We start from the raw sequence: 22,153 nt of genomic DNA on the forward strand, positions 1-22,153 counted from the left end.
ACACTGCTTTTCGGTCCTTGCACGACCTGAAATGTCCCGATCCGTCCCCCGCCGCTGCCCGGCATATTTGAGGTGCCGGTCAGCGGCTCCGTTATCGCATGGGAGCCACGGATCAGCCTAAGACAAGGAAGTGTCCTTATGACCCGTTCGATTCGTTCTGTCCTTCTGGCCGCCGGTCTCGCGGCGACGGCGGGCCTCGCCTCGGCGCAGGCCTTCGACCCCGAAACGGCGCAGAAGCTGCGCGAGAGCCACATGAAGCTGATGGGCGCGCATCTGGGCGTGATCGGCAACATGGCCAAGGGCGAGACGGAGTATGACGCCGACATTGCCGCGGCCTCGGCCGAGACGCTGGCCGCCCTCGCCTCGGGCGCGGATGGCAACTACTGGGTCGAGGGATCTTCGAGCGAGGACCTCGCCGACAGCCGCGCCCTGCCCGCGATCTGGGAAAAGCGCGATGACTTCGACGCCAAGGCCGACGCGCTCGCGCAGGCGGCGATGGCAATGCGCGACGCCGCCAGCACCGACCTCGCGGCGCTTCAGGGCGCGATGGGCGGATTGGGTCGCGCCTGCGGCGATTGTCATGAGGCCTACCGCAAACCCGAGGAATGATCGGCCGCGCGCTCGGCGCAGTCGGGGCGGTGGTCCTGCTGGCGGGCGGCGCGGGCTGGGTGCTGACCGCGCCCGAGCCGCTGCCTGCTTTGGCGGTGCAAGGCCCGCCCGGCGATCCGGCCCGAGGCGAGCTGGTCTTTGCCGCCGCGGGCTGCGCCTCGTGCCATGTCGCGCCCGACACCGAGGCGGGCGACGCGCCGGTCCTCGCGGGCGGGCGCGCCTTCGTCTCGTCCTTCGGCACCTTTCATGCGCCCAACATCTCGCCCTCGCCGCAAGGCGTGGGCGACTGGTCGGATGCCGAGATCATGGACGCGGTGATGCGCGGCGTCTCGCCTTCCGGGGCGCATTACTATCCCGCCCTGCCCTATGCCGCCTATGACAAGGCCGATCCGGGCGACATGCGCGATCTCGTCGCCTATATGCGCGCGTTGCCGCCCTCCGAGGTCGAAAGCCTGCCGCATGAGGTGCCGTTTCCCTTCTCGATCCGGCGCGGTGTCGGTTTGTGGAAGCAGCTGAACCTGAGCGAGGACTGGACCGTCGCCGGCGACCTCCCCCCGGATGCCGCGCGCGGGCGCTATCTCGCCGAGGCGCTGGGCCATTGCGGGGAATGCCACACGCCGCGCGGCCCTCTGGGCGGGCTCGATCACGGGCAATGGCTTGGCGGCGCGCCGAACCCCTCTGGCGACGGGCGCATTCCCAACATCACCCCTGCCGGGCTCGACTGGTCCGAAGAGGAAATCGCCTATTACCTCGGCACCGGCTTCACGCCCGAGTTCGACACGGCGGGCGGCGAGATGGCCATGGTCGTGTCCGAACTGGCCAAGCTGCCCGAAGATGACCGCGCGGCCATCGCGGCCTATCTCAAGGCAGTTCCAAGCGTCGAACCTGCCGCCGAGTGATCGGCGTCAGGTTATCGGGTCAGCGCGAGGTCAGGCCCCCAGCCGGGCCAGCCGCGCTGCGCGGAGCTGCGCGAAATCATCGCCCGCGTGGTAGGACGACCGCGTGAGCGGCGTCGCCGACACCATCAGGAACCCCTTGCCGCGCGCGGCCTTCTCATAGCTCGCGAACTCCTCTGGCGTGACGAAGCGGTCCACCGCGTGGTGCTTGTTGGTCGGCTGCAGATACTGGCCGATGGTCAGGAAATCGATGTCGGCGGCGCGCATGTCGTCCATCACCTGATGCACGCCCTGCTTGTCTTCGCCCAGACCCACCATGATGCCCGACTTGGTGAACATCGACGGGTCCAGTTCCTTGACCCGCTGCAGCAGCCGCAGGCTGTGGAAGTAGCGCGCGCCGGGACGCACCTCGGGGTAGAGGCCCGGCACGGTTTCGAGGTTGTGGTTGAACACATCGGGCCGTGCCTCGACGACGATCTCGAGCGATCCGGGCTTCGCGCGCAGGAAATCCGGCGTCAGGATCTCGATCGTGGTGCCGGGCGACTGGCGGCGCACGGCGCGGATCGTCTGCGCGAAATGCGCGGCGCCGCCGTCATCCACGTCGTCGCGGTCGACGGATGTGATCACCACGTGGTTCAGCCCGAGCTTCTTCACGGCGTCGGCCACGCGCCCCGGCTCGAACACGTCGAGCGCGTCGGGACGGCCCGTCGCCACGTTGCAGAAGGTACAGCCGCGGGTGCAGATCTCGCCCATGATCATCATGGTGGCGTGGCCCTGGCTCCAGCATTCGCCCACATTCGGGCAGCCCGCCTCTTCGCAGACGGTGACCAGCTTGTGCTCGCGCATGATGTCCCGCGTGGCCTTGTAGCCCTCGGAGGTCGGCGCCTTGACGCGGATCCAGTCGGGCTTCTTGGGCTGCGGCGCGCTGTCGGCGCGGCGCGCCTTTTCGGGGTGGCGGTCGCCGGGGATCTTCAGGTCGCGCACGGTCATGCCTTTCCTTTTGGCCTTGTCGATACATAGGCCCCCCGGCCCATGGGCGCAACGCACCTCCGTCCCCGCGCATGGCGGCTGGTGCAACCCCGCCATGCGCGCGGGCATCCTGCCGCATCCTGCCGCGACGCAGCATTGCGGTCCGGGGCATGATCTCCTAGGTCCGGCCCCGAACCCGATGACCCGATCCAGACAGGAATTGCCCATGCAGCCCGGCGCCCGTATCCCCGATGTGTCCTTCCGTACCCGCGTGCGCGACGAAAGTCTCGATGGCCCCAACCCCTTCCGCTGGGAAGAGCGCGACACGGCGTCCTATTTCGCGGGCAAGCGCGTGGTGCTATTCTCGCTGCCCGGCGCCTTCACCCCGACCTGCTCGACCTACCAATTGCCCGGCTTCGAGCAGAACATCGACGCGTTCCGCGCCCATGGCATCGACGCGATCTACTGCATGTCGGTCAACGACGCCTTCGTGATGAACCAGTGGGCCCGCGCCCAGAATCTCGAGCATGTCGAAGTGATCCCCGATGGTTCGGGCGAATTCACCCGCCGCGCCGGGATGCTGGTGCGCAAGGACAATCTGGGCTTCGGCCTGCGCTCGTGGCGCTATGCCGCCGTGATCGACGACGGCCGCATCGAGGCGTGGTTCGAAGAGCCGGGCCTGTGCGACAACCACCCCGAGGACCCCTACGGCGTCTCCTCGCCCGAGACCGTGCTGTCGTGGCTCGAAGAGGCCTCGCGCGAGCAGGCCGCCTGACCCTTCAGGGACAGACCGCGCGGGCCGAGACCAGAAGCTCGGCCCCCGCATCGCGCAAAAGCGCTACCAGCGGCGCGGCCCAGGCGTCGTCGCCGCCGCGCCTGCGCAGCAGCGCCAGCGTGCGGGCGGGCTCGGGCGCCGCGAACCGCATCAGCGCCAGCCCCGGCGCCGCCGCCGTCTCGGCCCTGAGCGCGATTTCGGGCAGCAGCGTCAGCCCGAAGCCCTCGGCCACCAGCCCCGAAAGGGTCGCCAGCGACGAGGCCCCGAGATCGACGCGCCCCCGCCCGCGCAAGCCGCAGACCTCCAGCGCCTGATCCGCGAGGCAATGCCCCTCGTCGAGCAAAAGCAGCTGATCCGGCGCCAGCGTCGTCGGGCGCAAGGCCTCGGCGCTCCCCGCCCAGTGGGAGAGCCGCGAGGCCGTCCCGGCAAGGACGAAGCGGTCCTCGATCAGCGTCTCGGCCAGCAGATCCGCCCCCGGCACCGGCAGCGCCGCCACCACCGCGTCGACGCGGCCCGCCTCCAGATCCTCGAGCAGCGCGTCGGTCTGCGCCTCGCGCACCCGGATGTCGAGCGTCAGGTCATGCGCGCGCAGCCGCGTCAGTGCCAGCGGCAGCAGATAGGGTGCTACGGTCGGGATCACCCCGAGCCGCAGTCGCCCCGTCAGCCCGCGCGACAGCCGCGCCGCACGCTCCAGATCCGCGACCTCGGCCATGATCCGCCGCGCCCGCCCCAGCACCTCGCGCCCGGCGCGGGTCAGCCGGATGCCGCGCGGCAGCCGCTCGACCAGATCGACCCCGAGGATCGTCTCGAGCTCCTTGATCTGCTGGCTCAGCGCCGGCTGCGACACGAAGACGGTTTCGGCGGCGCGGCCAAAGCCGCCGGTCTCGGCCAGCGCCACGAAGTAGCGCAACTGTTTCAGTGATGGATTCATGACAGACCGATAATCTGAACTTATGGCAAAGGCCAGAAAAACCGATTTTGCCTTCGCGTCCCACCAGGCCATATTGCGCCCCGAAGCCATCTTCGGAGGACAGCCATGACCGACAGACCCCGCCTGACAACTTCCGCCGGCGCGCCCGTCGCGGACAACCAGAACGCCAAGACCGTCGGGCCGCGCGGCCCCGTGCTCCTCGAGGACTACCAGCTGATCGAGAAGCTGGCCCATCAGAACCGCGAGCGGATCCCCGAGCGCGTCGTCCACGCCAAGGGCTGGGGCGCCTACGGCACGCTGCGCGTGACCGAGGACATCACCAAGTATTCCCGCGCCGCGGTGTTCAAGCCGGGCACCGAGACCGAAATGCTGGCCCGCTTCTCGACCGTCGCCGGCGAGCAGGGTGCGGCCGATGCCGAGCGCGACGTGCGCGGCTTCGCGCTGAAATTCTATACCGAGGAAGGCAACTGGGACCTCGTGGGCAACAACACGCCCGTGTTCTTCGTGGCCGACCCCTACAAGTTCCCGGACTTCATCCACACCCAGAAGCGCCACCCGCAGACCAACCTGCGCTCGGCCACCGCGATGTGGGATTTCTGGTCGCTCTGCCCCGAAAGCCTGCATCAGGTGACGATCCTGATGTCGGATCGCGGCCTGCCGCAGACGCCGATGCACATGAATGGCTATGGCAGCCATACCTTCTCGCTGTGGAACGATCAGGGCGAGCGGTTCTGGGTGAAGTTCCACTTCAAGACTCAGCAGGGTCACAAGCACTTTACCAATGACGAGGCCGTGCAGGTCATCGGCAAGAGCCGCGAGACCTATCAGGAGGCGCTGTTCGGCACCATCGCGGGCGGGCATTTCCCGAAATGGGACATGTTCATCCAGGTGATGCCCGAGATGGACGCGATCGAGTTCGAGAAGAAGACCGGCTGGTCGGCCTTCGATCTCACCAAGGTCTGGCCGCATGGCGACTACCCGCTGATCAAGGTCGGCGAGATGGAGTTGAACCGCAACGCCGAGAACTACTTCACCGAGATCGAGCAGTCGGCCTTCAACCCGTCCAACGTCGTGCCGGGCATCGGCTTCTCGCCCGACAAGATGCTGCAGGGCCGCCTGTTCTCCTACCCGGACGCGCATCGCTACCGGATCGGCACGCATTACGAGAACCTCGAGGTCAACAAGCCGAAATCGCCGGTGAACCACTATCACCGCGACGGCACCATGCCGTTCGGCCTGCGCACCAACCCCGACGCCTATTACGAGCCGAACTCCTTCGGCGGGCCGGTCGAGGATCCATCGGTGGCCGAGCCGCCGCACCGCTACGAAGGCGAGGTCGGGCGCTACGACTTCCGCTCGGAGGCGGATCACTACAGCCAGCCGCGCGCGCTGTTCAACATGTTCGACGAGGGGCAGAAGAGCCGCCTGTTCTCGAACATCGCCACCGCGATGACCGGCGTGCCGCAGGAGATCATCGATCGCCAGCTGGCGCATTTCGACAAGGTTGACCAAGCTTACGGCGACGGTATCCGGGAGGCGCTCAAGCATCAGAAGACCGAGAATGCCGGCGTCGACACGAGCCACGCCGCCGAGTGATCGGCAGGCAGCGTTGAGAACCGGGACGGCGGCGGGGAGACCCGCCGCCGTTTCGCGTGCCTCGGCCCCGCGCGGGGCCTAGCCGATCATCTCGCCGCCGCCGGTGGCGTCGTAGTGGCGACGCAGACGCTCAAGCGCGATGCGCAGCACGATCTTGCCCGAACGGGCCGACCATCCCATGCGCCGCTCAAGGCTCTCCATCCCTTCGAGATAGCAGCAGCAGCGCAGCGCCACGTCGCCAAGCCCCGGCCCCAGATCGGCCAGCGCCGCCGCCAGCCTGTCGCGTGCCCCCGACGGCGTCTGCCCCGGCCCGGTCGCGGTGTCGCAGCCGGCGGTGAGAAAGCGCGACCAGTCCTGCGTCATGCGCGGGCCGATCTGCGCCAGTTCGAAATCCTCGCGCAGCCGCTCTCCCGCCGCGACGAGGCCGCGCCCGAGAAACGGCCGCCCGTCGCGGTCGCGGCGGCGCGCCAGAAGGGTCAGCGGCCCCTCGACCGACGCCACCCGCGCGGCCCCCGGCGCGGGTTCGAACGCGGCCCCCGCCTCGGCGAAACCCGATGCCAGCGGCGCGGCACTCCGCAGCTCGGCGCGGCCGGCCGCGGTAATGCGGTAGCGCGCGATGCGTCCCGGTCCCGGGGTTGCCGCGATCCAGCCACGCAGCGCCAGCGTCTCGGCCACCGAGCGGTCGAGCCGGGCCAGGCGCTGGGTCGCGCCATCCGCGTCCTCGCGCATCACCGCCGCGACGGGCATGTCGGGCGCCACCGCCAGCACCGCCCCCGGTTCGGCCATCCGGCGCAGCACGCGCAGCGCCTCGGCCGCGCCCTCGTCCTCGACGGTCTCGGGCCGGTGGCCCTTTGGGTCGTGATGGGTCATTGCGTTCTCCTCGGAGATGGCGGGGGGCGTGTCGGGGCCGGTCTCAGGCCGAAAGCGCCGCGACAGTCGCCGCAGGGCGGCATCGACCAGCGGGTCGTCGCGCCGGCTTTCGAGCTGGCGCACCTGCCGCAGAACGGTCGAGGCATGCACCTCCGACCGCCGCGCCAGCACCCGGATCGGCGCGCCGCCTTCGACATGTTCGAGATAATGCCGGACCGCCGGCGGCAGCCAGCCGGGGAGGCGCTCCACCTTGCCTGCCTGCCCCCGCGTGTCCATCCCCACGGCCCTGTGCGACGGCCGTGCCCGGTATTCCCTGACGTCCCCAAGCTTCACGATCTCAACTTTCAGTTGCCCCGGTTACCGAAACTTTAATCAGTTCCGAACCCGTTCATCTTGATTGAAGAATCCCAAACAAGCTTGAAGCGACCGCGCGATGCAGCGCGGTGTGACGCAACGCAACGTCAATCGTGAGACAATCGCGAGGCGTACAGTACAACCTTGAGGGAGGACAGGACATGCAGGACCCGTTGAGCAGGATCACCGCGCTGAAGCGACCGCCGCTCCTCGTGGACGCCGCGCGCCATGGCGTCGACGCCTATGACCGCACGACCCTGCTGCCGCGGCTGATCGGGGCGTGTCCGGGCGGACCGGCGCGCGCGGTGATGGCGCTGCTCGACCGCGAAAGCGAGATCGAGGCGCGGCGGCGGTCGGGGTCGGGCGACTACCGCCCGGCCCGCCATGTCGAGATGATCGTGGCGCTGATGGGCGAGGCGCGGCTCATCCGCGCCGCCGCTCTCAGCTGAAGCTGTCGGGCATCGACGCCTTCTTGGCCTCGACATACTCGGTCAGCCGCCCTGCGATCTCGGGGTCGAGCGGCGGCTGGCGGTAGGTGTCGAGCTGCCTGGCCACCCGCGCCGTGGCGAGGGCCTGCGTGTCGCGCGCGCCTTCCTCGTCCCAGGTTTCGAAGGGCTTGTAGTCGAACAGCTCGCTGCGCCAGAACGCGGTCTTGAAGTTCGCCTGCGTATGCGCGCAGCCGAGGTAGTGGCCCCCCGGTCCGACCTCGCGGATCGCGTCCATCGCCTGCATCTCTTGGGAGGCGTCGACGCCGCGCGCCATCTGGTGCAGCGCGCCGAGCTGGTCGGCATCCATCACGAACTTCTCGTAGGAGGCGACGAGCCCGCCTTCGAGCCAGCCGCAGGCGTGCAGCATGAAGTTGACGCCTGACAGCAGACCCATGTTCAGGCTGTTTGCGCTCTCGTAGCCCGCCTGCGCGTCGGGCAGCTTGGAGCCGCAGAACCCGCCCGCCGAGCGGTAGGGCAGCCCCATCCGCCGCGCCAGCTGACCCATGCCATAGGTGATGAGCGAGGCCTCAGGCGTGCCGAAGGTCGGCGCGCCCGAATTCATGTCGATCGAGGTGACGAAGGCGCCGACGATCACCGGCGCGCCGGGGCGCACGAGCTGGGAATAGGCGACGCCTGCCAGCGCCTCCGCCAGAACCTGTGTCAGCGTGCCCGCGACCGAAACCGGCGCCATCGCGCCGCCGACGATGAAGGGCGAGATGATGCAGGCCTGGTTCGCCTTGGCATAAACCTCGAGCGCGCCCATCATGATGCCGTCGAAGGTCAGCGGCGAGTTGATGTTGATCAGCGAGGTCATCACCGTGTTTTCGGCGACGAAATCCTTTCCGAACAGGATCTCGCACATCTCGACGCAGTCCCGCGCCCGCTCCGGCGCGGTCACCGATCCCATGAACGGTTTATCGGAAAAGGTCATGTGCGCGAGCAGCATGTCGAGATGGCGCTTGTTCACCGCGACATCCGTGGGCTCGCAGACCGTGCCGCCCGAATGGTGCAGCCATTTCGACATGTAGCCGAGCTTCACGAAATTGCGGAAATCCTCGATCGTCGCATAGCGCCGCCCGCCATCGGCGTCGCGCACGAAGGGCGGGCCGTAGACCGGGGCCAGCACGAGGTTGCGGCCGCCGATCTCGACGTTGCGCTCGGGATTGCGGGCGTGCTGGGTGAAGGTCGCAGGCGCGGTGGCGCAAAGCTTGCGCGCCAGCCCGCGCGGGATGCGCACCCTGTCGCCATCGACCTGCGCCCCGGCCTGCCGCCACAGCTCCAGCGCCGGCGGGTTGTCGGAGAACACCACGCCGATCTCTTCGAGCACGGTTTCGGCATTGGTTTCGATCACCTCGATGGCATGGGCGTCGAGCACCTCGAAATCGGGGATGTTGCGGGTGATGTAGCGCGCGGTCTCGACGCTCACGGCGGTACGTTCGGCACGGCGCGCCGCCCCTCCGCCGGACCGTCCCCGCCGCCCTGCCCGCTCTCCGGCCATCTGTGCCGCTTCCGTCATCGCCCGCTCCCGTGATGCGTTCTCGTCCCCCGTGATAGCGGCGCGCGAGGCCCCGACTTGGCCGGATTGCGCCGCCTCAGGCGTGAAAGCGACATGTCGCCCGGAGCGGCGCGATTTTTCGCCCCCCTCGCTCTTGCGTGGATGATCGGGCGGGCCTATTCGCTGGGTCATGACCGAGCATAGCCAACAGCACCAGCGCCTTCTCATCGTCGATTTCGGCTCACAGGTGACGCAGCTTATCGCGCGCCGCCTCCGCGAGCTGAACGTCTACTGCGAGATCCATCCCTTCAACGCGGTGGACGAGGCTTTCCTCGACGCCTTCGAGCCGCAGGCGGTGATCCTGTCGGGCGGCCCGGCCAGCGTGCCCGACGAAGGCAGCCCGCGCCCGCCGATGCGGATCTTCGAACTGGAGGTGCCGGTCCTTGGCATCTGCTACGGTCAGCAGGTGATGATGCAGATGCTGGGCGGCGAAGTGCTGCGCGGCGACGGCACCGCCGAGTTCGGCCGCGCTTATGTCGAGCCCGAGGGCGAGGCCACGGATCTCCTTCGCGGCTGGTTCATCGAAGGCCGCGAGCAGGTCTGGATGAGCCATGGCGACCACGTCTCCAAGCTCGCCCCCGGCTTCGAGGTCTGCGGCACCTCGCCGGGCGCGCCCTTTGCGATCACCGCCGATCTGGAGCGGCGCTTCTACGCGGTGCAGTTCCACCCGGAGGTGCACCATACCCCGCATGGCAGGACCTTCCTCGAGAACTTCCTGCACATCGCGGGCTTTACCGGCGACTGGACCATGGGCGCCTACCGCGAGGAGGCGATCCGCCTGATCCGCGAGCAGGTCGGCGACGCCAAGGTGATCTGCGGCCTCTCGGGCGGCGTCGACAGCTCGGTCGCGGCCGTTCTCATTCACGAAGCGATCGGCGATCAGCTCACTTGCGTCTTCGTCGATCATGGTCTGCTGCGCGAGGGCGAGGCCGAGCAGGTCGTGACCATGTTCCGCGACCATTACAACATGCCGCTCATTCACGCGCAGGAAGACGATCTGTTCCTCGACGCGCTCGATGGGGTCTCGGACCCCGAGGTCAAGCGCAAGACCATCGGCAAGCTCTTCATCGACGTGTTCCAGAAGCACGCGGCCGAGGTTGGTGGCGCCACCTTCCTCGCGCAGGGCACGCTCTACCCCGACGTGATCGAAAGCGTCAGCTTCTCGGGCGGGCCGAGCGTGACGATCAAGAGCCACCACAATGTCGGCGGCCTGCCCGAGAAGATGGGGCTGAAGCTGGTCGAGCCGTTGCGCGAACTGTTCAAGGACGAGGTCCGCGCGCTGGGGCGCGAGCTCGGCCTGCCCGACAGCTTCATCGGCCGCCACCCCTTTCCGGGGCCCGGCCTTGCGATCCGCTGCCCCGGCGAGATCACCCGCGAGAAGCTGGCGATATTGCGCCGCGCCGACGCGGTGTTCATCGACCAGATTTGCAAGCACGGCCTCTATGACGAGATCTGGCAGGCCTTCGTGGCCCTGCTGCCGGTGCGTACCGTGGGCGTGATGGGCGATGGCCGGACCTATGATTACGCCTGCGCGATGCGCGCGGTGACGAGCGTCGATGGCATGACCGCCGACTACTACCCCTTCACCCACGAGTTCCTCGGCGAGACCGCGACGCGGATCATCAACGAGGTGCGGGGCATCAACCGCGTCACCTATGACGTTACCTCGAAGCCGCCGGGCACCATCGAGTGGGAATGAACTTGCAGATTCGCTTGAAACGGGCCCCTTCGGGGGCCTTTTTCATGCCTGCGCCTGATGCGCCGAAGTGACGCTGCGACGTGCACGTCAACCTGCCGTTGCGTCATAGATTGCGGCGAATCCCTCTCGTGTCTCTGCTTGCCTCGGAGGACGCATTTCGCGACAGGGAGAGAACATGAAACTTCAGTATGGCGCCACGAGCGCGCTGGCGCTGGGCGCGGCGCTGATGGCCACCGGGGCTTCGGCGATCGGGATCGACCGCTCCAACCAGGACGTCACGGCGATTTTCGAGGAGGGCAACGTCGCAGAGCTGTCCTTTGGCCGGGTCTTTCCCGACCTCTCGGGAAAGGACCGTGGACTGGCGGGCGATTACGACAATGTGGGCGAGGAATTCAACAACTTCTCGGCCAGCGTCAAGATGGATTTCGGCCGTGGATTTTCCGCCGCGCTGATCGCCGATCAGCCCTTCGGTGCCGATATCCTCTATGAAGGCGACCCCGGGACCACCTTCTTCGGCGGCACCAGTGCCAATCTCGACAGCACGGCGCTCACCTTGGTGGGACGCTACCGCATCAACGAGAGTTTCAGCCTGCATGCCGGTGTCCGGCGCGAGACGCTGGAGGGCGCCATCACCCTGTCCGGTCGCGCCTATGGCCCGGTCTTCGACGGCGCGACGCCGACGCTGAATGGCTATGCGGTCGATCTCGACGAGAACAGCGCCAATGGCTACGTGATCGGCGCGGCCTATGAAAAGCCCGAGATCGCGCTGCGCGTGGCGTTGACCTACAACTCCGCGATCGAGCACGACTTCGACACGACCGAGAGCCTCGCGGGCAATGTCGTCGCCAGCGGCACCACCACGGTCGAGACGCCCGAATCCTGGAATCTCGACATGCAGACGGGGATCGCGGCCAACACGCTCGTCTTCGCCAACATCCGCTACGCGGCCTATGAGGACACGCTGGTCTCCCCCGACTTCTTCGCGGGCGCGACCGGCGGTCTCAGCCTGACCGACATCGACGACAACTATTCGGCGCAGATCGGTCTCGGCCGCAAGTTCTCCGACGCCTTCTCCGGCCAGATCGCGGTCGGCGTGGAGCCCGAAGGGGACGAGCGGATCTCGCCGCTCGACCCGACCGACGGCAAGGGCTGGGTCAGCCTCGGCGGCGCCTACAACATGGAGGCGGTGACCATCTCGGGCGGCATCCGCTATACCAAGCTCGGCGATGCCAGCCCGCAGACCCGCAACCCCGCGACCGGTCTGCGCGAGGATCGCGCCGACTTTACCGACAGCTCCGCGGTCGCCCTCGGCATGAGCGTGGCCTACCGCTTCTGATCGGGACGCGATCGGGACGGGGGCGGCCACTGCGCCGCCCCCGTCCGTGTTTGCATGCAACCCGCATGTTTCGGATTGCGCCTGCCCGTATGGCGTGCAGAGTGCCGCGCATGACGGCACAAAAGACCATGACCAACGCGGCCTGGGCGCAGCTCGGCCTCCTCGCCCTGATCTGGGGCGGCTCGTTCCTCGCGGTGCGGGTCGCGCTCGACCAGATCGGGCCGATCTGGGTGGTCGGGCACCGCGCGATCTGGGCGGCGGCGGTGCTGTGGCCGGTGGTGCTCTTGCGCCGCCTGCCCTTGCCGCGCGGCGCGCGGATCTGGGGGGTGCTGATCGTCATGGGCGCGCTCAACAACGCCATTCCCTTCGGCCTCCTCGCTTGGGGCCAGCAGCATGTCGAGACCGGCCTCATCGCCATCCTCAACGCCGCCACGGCGGTGTTCGGCGTGCTCTTCGCAGCGATCTTCTTCGCCGACGAAAGGCTATCGGCGCGCAAGGCGTTCGGCGTGGGTCTGGGCTTTTTCGGCGTGATCTGGGTGATCGGCCCGTCGGCGCTCTCGGGCTTCGATCCCGGCGCGCTGGGCCAGATCGCCGCCATCGGTGCCACGATCTCCTATGCGCTGGCCGGGGTCTGGGCGCGCAAGATGATGGGCGGTCTGCCGCCGCTCACCGCCGCCGCCGGGATGACCACGGGGGCCGCGCTCATCATGGTGCCGCTGGCCTGGATCGTCGAAGGGCCGCCCATGTTCGATCTCGCTCCCGCCACCATTGCGGGGCTGGCCTATGTCTCCATTGGATCGACGGCGCTGGCCTATCTGATCTACTACCGCGTCATCGCCGTGGCAGGCAGCGGCAACGTGCTTCTGGTGACGCTGATGGTGGCCCCGGTGGCGATCCTTCTCGGCGTGGTGGTACTGGGCGAGACGCTGCCACCCCGCGCCTATGCGGGCTTCGCCCTGCTGGCCTGCGGCCTCGCGGTGCTCGACGGGCGGATCCTGCGGCGTCCGCGCGCGCGGGGGGCGGCACCTGCGCCCAAGTTCTGACTGGACCGGGCCGCGGCGCTTGTTTAGCCATGCGCGCATGATCCATTCCTCCGCCTCGGACTGGCTGTCCGCCCCGCGAAAACGCGTCCTGTTCTTCGGCATGTCGGGCCTCGGCAAGACGCATGTGTCGAACCTGCTGCGCCGGTCGGGCGACTGGTTCCACTACTCGATCGACTACCGCATCGGCACACGCCACATGGGCGAGCTCATCGCCGACAACGCCAAACGCGAGGCGATGAAGGTGCCGTTCCTGCGCGAGCTGCTGCTCTCGGACAGCATCTACATCGGCTCCAACATCAGCTTCGACAACCTCGCCCCGGTCTCGACCTATCTCGGCAAGCCGGGCGATCCGGCGAAAGGTGGCCTGCCCTTCGAGACCTACCGCCAGCGGCAGGAGCAGTTTCGCCGCGCCGAAATCGCCGCGCTCGAGGACACGCCGTGGTTCGTCGAACGCGGCGAGGCGCTCTATGGCTACCCGAATTTCGTCTGCGACACCGGCGGCTCGATCTGCGAATGGGTCGATCCCGACAATCCGCATGACCCGCTGATGACGCTTCTCTCCAAGGAGATGCTGATGATCTGGATCGAAGGGTCGGAGGCGCATACCGAGGAGCTGATCCGTCGCTTCGACCGTGCGCCCAAGCCGATGGCCTACAGCCCCGACTTCCTGCTCAAGGCATGGCACGATTATCTCGCCGAGACTGGCCTGCCGGAGGCGCGCGTCGATCCCGACGCCTTCATCCGCTGGACCTACGGGCGGGCGCTGGCGCATCGTCAGCCGCGCTATGCCAAAATGGCCGAACGCTGGGGCCTCGCCATACCGGCCGAAGCGCTGTCGGGCCTCGACTCCGCCGCCGATTTCGAGGCCGTCGTGGCCGAAGCGCTCGACGCGGCGCTTGGCAAGAGCCGCCGGGAAGCCTAGATCAGCCCTCCCTGCCAAGAGGTTGCACCATGCCCATCAAGATCCCCGAAGCCCTTCCCGCCTACACCGTGCTGACGCGCGAGGGCGTGATGGTGATGTCGGAGGATCAGGCGGCGCGGCAGGACATCCGGCCGCTGAAGATCGGCCTGCTCAACCTGATGCCCAAGAAGATCCAGACCGAGACGCAGTTCGCGCGGCTGATCGGCGCGACGCCGCTGCAGATCGAGCTGACGCTGATCCGCATGTCGGATCATGAATCGCGCAACACCGCCGCCGAACACATGGAGGAGTTCTACCGCCCCTTCGAGGAGGTCGCGGCCTCGGGCGAGAAGTTCGACGGCTTTCTCGTCACCGGCGCGCCGGTCGAGCATCTCGATTTCGACGAGGTGACCTATTGGGACGAGCTGCGCCGCGTGTTCGACTGGACCCAGACCCATGCGCATTCCACCTTCGGCGTCTGCTGGGGCGGCATGGCGCTGATCGCGCATCAGCACGGCATCGCCAAGCACCTGCTCGACCGGAAGGCCTTTGGCTGCTTCCGGCACCGCAATCTCAAGCCCGACAGCCCGTTCCTGCGCGGCTTTTCGGATGACTGCACCGTCCCGGTCAGCCGCTGGACCGAGATCCGGCAGGAGGACATCGACGCCCGCCCCGAGCTTCAGACGCTGCTTGCCTCGGACGAGGTCGGCCCCTGCCTCGTCGAGGACCCCGAGCGCCGCACGCTCTATATCTTCAACCATTTCGAATATGACAGCCACACGCTGAAGGAGGAGTACGACCGCGACGTCGCGGCGGGGAACCCGATCGCCGTCCCGGCCAACTACTACCCGGGCGACGACCCGACCAAGCCGCCGTCGAACCGCTGGCGCAGCCACGCGCATCTGCTCTACGGCAACTGGATCAACCAGATCTACCAGACCACCCCTTACGATCTGAACGACATTGGCCGCTAAGCTCATCGCCCTTCTGGCGCTCCTTGCCCTCGCGGGATGCGCCTTCGTGGATCACCGCGCCGATCGGCGCGAGGTCATGGCCGAGGCGGCGCATCCGCCGCTGGGCCGGCTCATTGAGGTCGAGGGGCAGCGCGTGCACGCGCTGGTCTCGGGCACCGGCCCGGACCTCGTGCTGATCCATGGCGCCTCCGGCAATCTGCGCGACATGGCCTTCGACCTCGTGGACCGGCTCGATGACCGCTATCGCGTCATCGCCTTCGACCGGCCGGGACTGGGCTATTCCGATCCGATCGACCCGGCGGCGGACGACGCCTTCACCACGCGCGCCGACAGCGTGGCGACGCAGGCGCGGCTGCTGCAGGCGGCGGCCGCAGCACTCGGGGCCGAAAAGCCCATCGTTCTGGGCCATTCCTTCGGCGGGGCCGTGGCCATGGCCTGGGCGCTGGAGCGGCCCGAAGCCATTGCCGCCGTCGTCGACATCGCGGGCGCCACCATGCCGTGGGAGACGGGGCTCGCCACGCTCTACAAGGTCAATGGCTCGGCGCTCGGCGGGGCCACCGTGGTGCCGCTGCTTACCGCCTTCGCGCCCGAACGGCTGGTCGATGAAACGGTCGAGGCGGTCTTTGCCCCCAACCCCGTGCCCGAGGGTTATGCCGATTTCGTCGGCGCCGGCCTCGCGGTGCGGCGCGACAGCCTGCGGGTCAACGCGCGGCAGGTGAACGGACTCCTGCCGCAGGTTGCCGCGATGCGCGAACGCTATGCCACGCTCGACCTGCCGGTCGAGATCGTGCACGGCGTCGCCGACACCATCGTGCCGCTCGAGGTGCATTCGGCCCGTCTTGCCGAACTCGTCCCCGGCGCGAACCTGACGGTGCTCGAGAACGTTGGTCACATGCCGCATCACGTCGTGCCGGACGAGGTGGTGGCGGCGATCGATCGGGCGGCGGCGCGGGCGGGATTGCGCTAGGCTCTCGTGGCCCGCAACATGCACTGCGCGAGGAGAGACAGATGACCAAGCCGTTCGAGGGAGCGATCAGCCGGTTTCACGACGAGGAAGCCCCGGAGGAGATCCGCCGCATCCTGCGCGACGCGGGCAAGGACGATATCACCAGCCCGCGCTTTCCCTACCCTTCCAAATGGAAGCGCAAGGATTACGAGGCCGAGATGGCCGCCCTGCAGATCGAGCTGGTCAAGATGCAGGCCTGGGTCAAGGAGACCGGCCAGCGGGTCGTCGTGGTGTTCGAGGGCCGCGACGCCGCCGGCAAGGGTGGCACCATCTCGCGGTTCAGCGAGAACCTGAATCCGCGCGGCGCCCGCGTCGTGGCGCTGGCCAAACCGTCCGAGATCGAATCCGGGCAATGGTACTTTCAGCGCTATGTGCGCGAACTGCCAACCAGGGGCGAGATCGTGTTCCTCGACCGCTCGTGGTACAACCGCGCCGTGGTCGAGCCTGTCTTCGGCTTTGCCGACGAGACACAGGTCGAGCGGTTCTACGAGCAGGTGGCCCCGTTCGAAAAGATGCTGGTCGATGACGGCATCCGGCTCTTCAAGATCTGGATCAATGTCGGTCGGGCCACGCAGCTCGAGCGGTTTCTCAAGCGCGAGAACGACCCCCTCAAGCAATGGAAGCTGAGTTGGATCGATGTCGAGGGGCTGCGGAAGTGGGATGACTACACCGCGCGCATCGCCACCATGTTCGAGCGCAGCGATTTCAATTTCGCGCCGTGGACCGTGATCCGCGGCGATGACAAGCGGCGCGCGCGCGTGGGCGCGATCCGCCGCGTTCTGGGCGCGCTCGACTATACCGACAAGGATGCCGAGGCGGTCTGCGCGCTCGATCCCAAGGTCGCGGGCGGCGTCGATATCTGGCCGCGCGACTGACGTGGCCAAACAGGGATATCACCACGGCAACCTGCGGCAGGCCCTCGTCGAGGCCTGCCTGAAGCTGATCGAGGCCAAGGGACCCACGGGCTTCACCCTGTCGGAGGCCGCGCGCGAGGCCGGGGTGACCCCCGCGGCGGTCTATCGCCATTTCGCGGGACGCGAAGACCTGATCGCCGAAGCGGCGCGGCAGGGCTACGAGATCTTCGCCGATCTGCTCGACTATGCCTATGACGAGGGCCGTCCCTCGGTGCTCGCGGCCTTCGAGAAGACCGGGCGCGCCTATCTGGCCTTCGCGCGCAAGCACCCCGGCCATTACGTCGCGATGTTCGAAAGCGGCATCTCGGTCCAGCGCACGCCGGAGCTTGCCACCGCGTCACGGTGCGCGCTCGGCGTACTGGAGCGCGCCGCCGAGGCGCTGTCCGAGCGCATTCCCGAGAATCGCCGCCCGCCGCCGCAGATGTTTGCCGCGCATGTCTGGGCGATGAGCCACGGCGTGGTGGAGCTGTTCGCGCGCGGCTCTCCGGGGACGCGCGCTCCGTTTCCTGCGGATGACCTGCTCGAAAGCGGTATCGGCATCTATCTCAGGGGCTTGGGTCTTGTCGCCCCGGATACCTGAAATAGTGACGGATTCTGCCCGATACCGGGAAACTAGGGGAACGATGAACTGGACAGAACCCGCCTCTACCAGTCAGTGTCATGGCTAACCCGAGGTTGCATGGTCCATTTGAACCACGCACTAAAGAGTTTCAGTAGCAATCATGCCACCCCTTCCCCATGACCCCAAGATTGCCGGTCTTCTGGACGAGATCTACCAAAGCGCGATCACGCCTGCGCTTTGGGAAAGCCTGCCCGCCCGGCTCGCCGCCATAGCCGGAGGTGGGGCATGGGCGCTGCAACTGGTGCGCCGGGGTGGGCTGCGGGGAACCGTGGTGCACGGCGTCAACTTCGACCCGGCCCTGATGGCGGACTACCCCGACCATTACGCGGTGATGAACCCATGGCTTCCGGTGCTCAGGCGGACGCCGGTCTTGCAACTGGTGCATGACCGTCAACTCGTGCCGGAGGAGGCGCTTCTAAAAAGCGAATTCTATGCCGACTTTCTTAAGCCGCAGGGGGATATCCACCGCTCTTTCGGGATGGTGCTGGTGAATGGCGAGGCCGGCGGCCTCGTGATCAGCTGCAACCACGCGCCCGGTCATACCGACACGATCGGAACCGCCGGAAGTCAGCTTCTGTCGCTGATCGGCCCGCATCTGCGCCGGGCCTTCGACCTCACCCGGTTGGTCGAACGCAGCGCCATGCAGGCGGGCGCGCAGGTGATGGATGGCATCGCGGGTCTGCATGCGTGTTTTGCGCTCGATGCGCGATCGCGCCTCGTCGCCAGCGACGTGCGGGCCGATGCGTTGCTCAGGCGGGGTGATGTCCTGAAGCTCGGCCGCGACCGGCGGCTGCGATTAGTAGACGACTGTGCCAACGCGGCGCTCGACGATCGCCTGACGCGCGAGGGGCGCGCCGGTGGGGGCTTCGTGGTGCCCGGCCCGGGAGGCGAGCGGCGGTTGGCGCGGCTGGCACCCCTGCCCCGTCCGCAATCCATCGCGCCGCTCGAGGTAATGCTGAGCGCGGATCGCGCGGTCGCGGCGTTGATCATCACAGAGCCGGGCCAGACCTATGCACGCGACGAGGATCTTCCGGACCTGTTCGAGCTTACCCCGGCTGAAAGCGTGGTGCTGCGCGAGCTTTGCGCGGGGCTGTCGCTGGCGGAGATAGCGCGGCTGCGCGAGGTCAGTCCCAACACCGTGCGCAACCAACTATGCAGCCTGTTCGACAAGACCGGAACCAGCCGGCAGGCCGAACTCGTGGCGCTGGTGGCCCGGCTGGGTGTCTGATAAATCGAGACTTTATGACAGGACCGGTGGCCGACGGCGGGTTTCCGAAACGCCAAGACGCTTCGTGGCCGCGTCCCCATTCTGCAAGGAGGCCACATGGACGGCTCGCTCGCTCTGCTTTTTGCTCTCGTCGCGACGGCCGAGCTTGGTTTCGGAAGCTGTGGTGCCGAGACCTGCCGCAGCATCCAGCCCGGTCAGGGCCGCAATGCCGTGCAGTACGGCGAGGTGCTGTTCCAGCGCGAGCGGCAAGGCGGCGAGATCTATCTCCAGCGACAGCTTCCCGCGCGTTACGGCGCGCTCGAGCCGGTGCTCGGGCTTTCGGTGTCCGCGAATGGCGACGCCTGGCTCGGGGCGGGTCTGCAATGGACCGGGGCGCTTCCGCACCAGAGCTTCGTGCAGCTGTCGCTGTTGCCGGGGCTCTATGCACAGACCGACGGGGCCGAGCTGGGCCACATGATCGAGTTTCGTTCCTCGGCCGGGGTCGGCTATGCCTTTGACAACGGCGCGCGGGTGTCGCTTCAGTTCGATCACCGCTCGAATGGCGGGCTGTCGAACGACAATCCGGGCCTCGAAACATTCGGGATCCGGCTGGCGCTGCCGATGTGATCAGCCGGGCAGCAGCACCAGCGCGCGTTCATCCCAAGCCAGCCGCGCCACCGCCCCGACATCGAGCACCGGCCGACCGATCAGGTTCTTCATCGAGACGGTGAGAGGCCGATCGATGCCCTCGACGCGCACGTCGTAATAGGTCATGTCGCCGTAATAGACGACCTCGTCGATGATGCCCTGCACTTCGCGGCGCGGCGCGGTCTCGCCCTCGAACAGGATGGCCAGCGTCTCGGGGCGGATGCCGACGCTCACCGCGCCGGAGGCGGCCCCGGCGGGGGCCTGATCGGGGTCGAGGGTGGCGTGGCCCAGCCCGGCGATCTCGACGCCCGCACCGCCGCGCGTCACTTCCCCGGGCAGAAAGTTCATCTTGCCGATGAACTGCGCCACGCGCCGCGTCGCGGGACGGCGGTAAAGCGTCTCGGGATCGGCCAGCTGGCCGATCTCGCCCTCGAACATCACCGCGATCCGGTCCGACATAACCAGTGCCTCTTCCTGGTCATGGGTGACGAGGATGAAGGTGATCCCGACCTGACGCTGCAGGCGGATCAGTTCGAGCTGCATCTGCTCGCGCATCAGCCGGTCGAGCGCCGAAAGCGGCTCGTCCAAGAGCAGCACCTTGGGCTTGAGGATCAGGGCGCGGGCCAGCGCCACGCGCTGCCGCTGCCCGCCCGAGAGCGCGTGCGCACGGCGTCGCCCGTAGCCCGCGAGGCCGACCATCTCGAGCGCCTCCTCGACGGCGCGCGCCTTCTCGGATTTGGCACGCGGATCGCGGCGCAGGCCGAAGCCCACGTTTTCGGCTACGGTGAGGTGCGGGAACACGGCATAGGACTGGAACACCATGTTGGTGGGCCGGTGGTTCGGGGCCACGCCCTTCATGTCGCGCCCGTCGATGCGGATGCTGCCCGAGGAGACCTGTTCCAGCCCGGCGATGGTGCGCAACAGCGTGGTCTTGCCGCAGCCCGAGGGGCCAAGCAGCGAGAAGAACTCGCCCGCGCGGATCTCAAGGTCGATGCCGCGCAGCGCGTGATAGTCGCCGTAATGCTTTTCGACGCCCCTGAGTTCGATGAGTGCGGTCACAGGAAACCTCCCTGATCCTTGATCCCGGCGCGCGCGCGGCCGCGGCGGCGGAAGAATTCTGCGATGACGAGAAGCGCGATCGACAGCGCCACGAGGATCGTGCCGAGCGCCATGACCACGGGCAGCTGTGCGGGAAAGCGCAACAGGCCCCAAATATAGACCGGCATCGTCGGGTTCGCGCCGGTGAGGAAGAAGGCGATAATGAACTCGTCGAGGCTGATCGTGAAGGCGATGAGCATCGACGAGACAATGCCCGGCATCACCAGCGGCAGCGTCACGAGCCGAAAGGCCGAGAACCGGCTTTCGCCCAGATCCATCGCCGCCTCTTCGATCGAGGGGTCGAGGTTCTGGAACGCGCCGTTGAGGATCGCGATGGAAAACGGCGTGCAGATCAGCACATGCGCCGAGATCACGGTCCAGTTGTTGAGGTTGAGCCCCAGCACCTGCCGCAACACAATCAGCAGTGATACCGCGACGATGATCTCGGGCAGAACCAAGGGCAGCATCACGAAGCCGATAATCCCGCCCTTGCCCGGAAACCGCGCCATTGCGCCCGCGCGCGCGGCGCACAGCCCCAGGAGCGTCGCGAAGATCGCGGTCATGGCGGCGATGAAGAGCGAGTTGCCCACCGCCTGCCGCAGCGCCGTATTGGCCATGAGGTCGGTGAACCAATGCGTGGTGAAGCCTGCCAGCGGAAAGGCGATGATTGTCGCGTCATTGAAGGCGAAGAGCGGCAAAAGCGCGATCGGCGCATAGAGGAACAGCAGGTAAAGGATCGCATAGATCCTGAGCGGCGCGCCCTTCATCCCCGTCCCCTGAGCCAGCGGCGGTTGAGCGCGACGAAGACCAACGCGATGGCGGTGACCGAGATCATCGAGACGATCGCGATGGCGGCACCCATCGGCGCATTGTTAAGTTGCAGGAACTGCGTCTGGATCATGTTGGCGATGAGCTTTCCACCGGCGCCGCCCATCAGTTCGGGCGTGACGTAATCGCCGATGGTCGGGATGAAGACGATGAGCACGGCGGCCACCAGCCCCGGCATCGACAATGGCAGGGTCACACGCAGGAAGGTGGTCACGCGGGTCTCGCCCAGATCGCGGCTGGCCTCGATCAGCGAGCGGTCGATCTTCTCCAGCGCCACGAAGATCGGCAGGATCGCGAAGGGGGCGAAGGCATGCGCCAGCGTGATGATCACCGCGTTGACGTTGTAGAGAATAAAGCTCAGCGGATCTTCGATCAGCCCTGCACCGATCAACCCCGAATTGATCACGCCGTTATAGCCCAGGATCACCTTCCACAGGAACACGCGGATCAGGTAGCTGGTCCAGAACGGGATGGTGATCAAGAACAACCAGAGCGACTTGCGTTCGGACCGGACGTGGAACGACAGGAAATAGGCCACCGGGTAGGCCAGCAGCACGGTCACAAGAGTGACGATGCCCGATACCATGAGCGAGCGGCCGAGCAGAACGCCGTAGATCGGTTTGTCGAAGAACTCGCGGTAGTTGGCCAGCGTGAAGCTGGTGTCGATCGTCATGAAATCCTGCGTCCAGAAGCTGAACAGCAGAACCGCGAGGAGCGGTAGCGCGAGGAGCGCCAGAGCGTAGAGAAAAGGTGGCGCAAGCAGCAAGGCGGCGCGACCCCCTTCGGATTTCGTGAAGTGCCCCAGACCCATGGCCGCCCCGTGATGCCCCGCCG

At 67.3% G+C, this 22,153-nt stretch carries 22 protein-coding genes; 15 read left to right on the plus strand and 7 right to left on the minus strand.

Going from position 1 to position 22,153, the window contains the following annotated elements:
* Positions 1–138: 138 nt before the first annotated feature.
* Both ACJASC_RS15630 and ACJASC_RS15635 read left to right on the plus strand, forming a co-directional pair.
* Positions 139–609, plus strand: a complete 471-nt coding sequence (locus ACJASC_RS15630) for a c-type cytochrome (protein WP_415146820.1) — start codon at positions 139–141, stop codon at positions 607–609.
* Positions 606–1,508 (plus strand): c-type cytochrome, encoded by a 903-nt coding sequence (locus ACJASC_RS15635; protein WP_415146821.1) that lies wholly within the window; start codon positions 606–608, stop codon positions 1,506–1,508. Before ACJASC_RS15630 ends, ACJASC_RS15635 begins: the two co-directional genes overlap by 4 nt.
* 30 nt (positions 1,509–1,538) lie before the next feature.
* Here ACJASC_RS15635 and lipA read toward each other — a convergent pair whose 3' ends face one another.
* Positions 1,539–2,495, minus strand: a complete 957-nt coding sequence (gene lipA, locus ACJASC_RS15640) for a lipoyl synthase (RefSeq protein WP_021694519.1) — start codon at positions 2,493–2,495, stop codon at positions 1,539–1,541.
* A 205-nt stretch (positions 2,496–2,700) separates the two neighbouring features.
* Between lipA and ACJASC_RS15645 the strand changes: the two genes are divergently transcribed.
* Entirely contained in the window at positions 2,701–3,249 is a 549-nt protein-coding gene (locus ACJASC_RS15645; protein WP_045320096.1) for a peroxiredoxin, read from the plus strand.
* Between the two features lie 4 nt (positions 3,250–3,253).
* Here ACJASC_RS15645 and ACJASC_RS15650 read toward each other — a convergent pair whose 3' ends face one another.
* Positions 3,254–4,180, minus strand: coding sequence for a LysR substrate-binding domain-containing protein (locus tag ACJASC_RS15650; RefSeq protein ID WP_415146822.1), 927 nt, complete (start codon positions 4,178–4,180; stop codon positions 3,254–3,256).
* A gap of 105 nt (positions 4,181–4,285) precedes the next feature.
* Here ACJASC_RS15650 and ACJASC_RS15655 point away from each other — a divergent pair, with 105 nt between their 5' ends.
* The gene (locus ACJASC_RS15655; RefSeq protein WP_415146823.1) at positions 4,286–5,776 is read left to right on the plus strand and encodes a catalase; all 1,491 of its coding nucleotides are present in this window, start codon (positions 4,286–4,288) and stop codon (positions 5,774–5,776) included.
* A gap of 78 nt (positions 5,777–5,854) precedes the next feature.
* On the opposite strand, the gene ACJASC_RS15660 is transcribed toward ACJASC_RS15655, so the two are convergent.
* The gene (locus ACJASC_RS15660) at positions 5,855–6,922 is read right to left on the minus strand and encodes a DUF6456 domain-containing protein (protein ID WP_415146824.1); all 1,068 of its coding nucleotides are present in this window, start codon (positions 6,920–6,922) and stop codon (positions 5,855–5,857) included.
* A 239-nt stretch (positions 6,923–7,161) separates the two neighbouring features.
* On the opposite strand from ACJASC_RS15660, the gene ACJASC_RS15665 reads away from it, so the two are divergent.
* On the plus strand, positions 7,162–7,449 hold the full coding sequence (locus tag ACJASC_RS15665) for a DUF6477 family protein (protein ID WP_021694872.1): 288 nt from the start codon (positions 7,162–7,164) through the stop codon (positions 7,447–7,449).
* Here the strand turns inward: ACJASC_RS15665 and ACJASC_RS15670 are convergent.
* Positions 7,442–9,004, minus strand: coding sequence for a trimethylamine methyltransferase family protein (locus tag ACJASC_RS15670; protein WP_415146825.1), 1,563 nt, complete (start codon positions 9,002–9,004; stop codon positions 7,442–7,444). The two genes, ACJASC_RS15665 and ACJASC_RS15670, sit on opposite strands and share 8 nt — an antisense overlap.
* A gap of 169 nt (positions 9,005–9,173) precedes the next feature.
* Here ACJASC_RS15670 and guaA point away from each other — a divergent pair, with 169 nt between their 5' ends.
* The 10 genes from guaA (at position 9,174) to ACJASC_RS15720 (ending at position 19,372) form a co-directional block, all read left to right on the plus strand.
* Complete coding sequence (guaA, locus tag ACJASC_RS15675; protein ID WP_415146826.1) at positions 9,174–10,742, plus strand: glutamine-hydrolyzing GMP synthase; 1,569 nt, start codon at positions 9,174–9,176, stop codon at positions 10,740–10,742.
* 175 nt (positions 10,743–10,917) lie between these two features.
* On the plus strand, positions 10,918–12,078 hold the full coding sequence (locus tag ACJASC_RS15680) for an outer membrane protein transport protein (RefSeq protein WP_415146827.1): 1,161 nt from the start codon (positions 10,918–10,920) through the stop codon (positions 12,076–12,078).
* 110 nt (positions 12,079–12,188) lie between these two features.
* Positions 12,189–13,121: a DMT family transporter gene (locus ACJASC_RS15685; RefSeq protein ID WP_415146828.1), complete on the plus strand. Its 933-nt coding sequence runs from the start codon at positions 12,189–12,191 to the stop codon at positions 13,119–13,121.
* A 37-nt stretch (positions 13,122–13,158) separates the two neighbouring features.
* Complete coding sequence (locus ACJASC_RS15690; RefSeq protein ID WP_415146829.1) at positions 13,159–14,043, plus strand: ATPase; 885 nt, start codon at positions 13,159–13,161, stop codon at positions 14,041–14,043.
* 29 nt (positions 14,044–14,072) lie between these two features.
* On the plus strand, positions 14,073–14,996 hold the full coding sequence (metA, locus tag ACJASC_RS15695) for a homoserine O-acetyltransferase MetA (protein WP_415146830.1): 924 nt from the start codon (positions 14,073–14,075) through the stop codon (positions 14,994–14,996).
* On the plus strand, positions 14,986–15,963 hold the full coding sequence (locus ACJASC_RS15700; protein WP_415146831.1) for an alpha/beta fold hydrolase: 978 nt from the start codon (positions 14,986–14,988) through the stop codon (positions 15,961–15,963). Before metA ends, ACJASC_RS15700 begins: the two co-directional genes overlap by 11 nt.
* A 41-nt stretch (positions 15,964–16,004) precedes the next feature.
* On the plus strand, positions 16,005–16,877 hold the full coding sequence (gene ppk2 / locus ACJASC_RS15705; RefSeq protein ID WP_415146832.1) for a polyphosphate kinase 2: 873 nt from the start codon (positions 16,005–16,007) through the stop codon (positions 16,875–16,877).
* Between the two features lies 1 nt (position 16,878).
* Positions 16,879–17,496: a TetR/AcrR family transcriptional regulator gene (locus tag ACJASC_RS15710; protein ID WP_415146833.1), complete on the plus strand. Its 618-nt coding sequence runs from the start codon at positions 16,879–16,881 to the stop codon at positions 17,494–17,496.
* Positions 17,497–17,638: 142 nt separating this feature from the next.
* Positions 17,639–18,766 carry a helix-turn-helix transcriptional regulator gene (locus tag ACJASC_RS15715; protein WP_415146834.1) on the plus strand — a complete coding sequence of 376 codons (1,128 nt, stop codon included), beginning with the start codon at positions 17,639–17,641 and terminating at the stop codon, positions 18,764–18,766.
* 96 nt (positions 18,767–18,862) lie between these two features.
* Entirely contained in the window at positions 18,863–19,372 is a 510-nt protein-coding gene (locus ACJASC_RS15720; protein ID WP_415146835.1) for an acyloxyacyl hydrolase, read from the plus strand.
* On the opposite strand, the gene ACJASC_RS15725 is transcribed toward ACJASC_RS15720, so the two are convergent.
* Genes ACJASC_RS15725 through ACJASC_RS15735 form a run of 3 tightly spaced genes read right to left on the minus strand, consistent with a single transcriptional unit; the run spans position 19,373 to position 22,130 of the window.
* A complete protein-coding gene (locus tag ACJASC_RS15725; protein WP_415146836.1) occupies positions 19,373–20,452 on the minus strand; it encodes an ABC transporter ATP-binding protein in 1,080 nt (359 codons plus the stop codon).
* Entirely contained in the window at positions 20,449–21,258 is an 810-nt protein-coding gene (locus ACJASC_RS15730; protein ID WP_415146837.1) for an ABC transporter permease, read from the minus strand. Before ACJASC_RS15730 ends, ACJASC_RS15725 begins: the two co-directional genes overlap by 4 nt.
* The gene (locus tag ACJASC_RS15735; protein ID WP_415146848.1) at positions 21,255–22,130 is read right to left on the minus strand and encodes an ABC transporter permease; all 876 of its coding nucleotides are present in this window, start codon (positions 22,128–22,130) and stop codon (positions 21,255–21,257) included. The genes ACJASC_RS15730 and ACJASC_RS15735 overlap by 4 nt, the downstream gene beginning before the upstream one ends.
* Positions 22,131–22,153: the final 23 nt, after the last annotated feature.

The organism is Limimaricola cinnabarinus, from assembly GCF_047631075.1.
Taxonomy (GTDB): domain Bacteria; phylum Pseudomonadota; class Alphaproteobacteria; order Rhodobacterales; family Rhodobacteraceae; genus Limimaricola; species Limimaricola cinnabarinus.